Origin of the sequence: Frankia sp. AgKG'84/4 (genome assembly GCF_023242965.2) — a bacterium.
Lineage (GTDB): Bacteria > Actinomycetota > Actinomycetes > Frankiales > Frankiaceae > Frankia.
The window spans coordinates 1-1,095 of record NZ_JALKFU020000795.1 but is presented as its reverse complement, the minus strand read 5'-3'; the positions used below and the strand labels follow the sequence as shown (position 1 = coordinate 1,095).

Below are 1,095 nucleotides of genomic sequence, written 5' to 3'. Positions count from 1 at the left end.
GTGAGGAGGGTGCGGAGGTGTCCGTCGCAGCGCAGGCGGCGGATGGTCGCGGGGGGTAGGCCGAGGGTCCAGGGGCCGATGGTCGCGGTGGTGGCGGGTGGCCTGCCGGTCGGGGTGGTGCGCGGGGGACCTGCATGATCGTTGCTGGTGGGTGGGTCGGGTGTGGGGTCGGCGGTGATGTGGATGTTGAGGGTGTGGTGGGGGTTCTGCAGGGTGGGGGCGTTGTGGTGGAGGAAGGTGTCGGCGAGGGCGATGAGGGCGTCGGTGTCGCGGGTTCGGTCGCGGGGGCGTTGTGCTGCTGCCCCGTCGGCGGCGGGGTTCTGGTCTGGGGGTGGGGGCGGGTCGGTGGTGTCGAGGCTGGTGCCGGCGGCGTCGAGGGCGGTGAGGAGTAGGGCGGCGTCGTCGGGTGGGAGGAGCGCGGTGAGGCGGATCATGCCGTTGGGGTCGGTGCGCAGGGTGAGTCGGCGGGCGTTGCGTTGGGTGGTCGGGTCGGTGGTGGTCGCGCGGGTGGCGGCGGCGAGGCGGTCGAGTTGGCTGGCGGTGCAGTGGTGGGCGTGGTGGAGCCAGAACGGTTCGGTGTCGGGGGTGGCGACGCGGGTGATGGCGCGGATTTTGGAGTAGGAGAGTTCACCGGCGGCGAAGGCGGCGCGGATCTGGGGGAGGTTGTCCAGGGCGTGGGCGGTGGCGAGGTGTTCGCGGGCGGCGCGTAGGCCCAGGCCGCAGCGCCAGGACAGCCAGTGGGCGCAGGAGCGGATGCCGATGGCGTTCCAGCCGTCGCGGCGGTCGAAGGCGGCGAGTAGGCCCAGCCAGCCGCAGGTTGCGGCGGCGAAGCGGCCCGCCCATTGGCAGATGGACTCTGCGACCTCTGTCAGCGGCGCGTTCTCCGCATCGACTCCCATCTCGAGGCCGGCCGGTGGCGCGGGTTCGGGGTGGGGTTGGCGGGTATCCGCCGCGGGCTGGTCGGTGGGCCGCGGGGCGCCGCGGGGGATCGGGTCGGCGTCGATCGGGGAGGGGGTGGGCAGCAAGGTTGCGGACATCATCACCGGGCCAGGGGTGAGAAGATCAACGGGACGAGGTGATCCTTTCACTCGCCAC

Annotated in this window: 1 protein-coding gene; it reads right to left on the bottom strand. The window is 72.9% G+C overall.

Going from position 1 to position 1,095, the window contains the following annotated elements; all coding sequences use genetic code 11:
* Positions 1–1,037: DUF222 domain-containing protein (locus MXD58_RS25275; RefSeq protein WP_248838018.1), on the bottom strand; the 1,037-nt coding region annotated here is incomplete at its 3' end.
* Between the last annotated feature and the right edge of the window lie 58 nt (positions 1,038–1,095).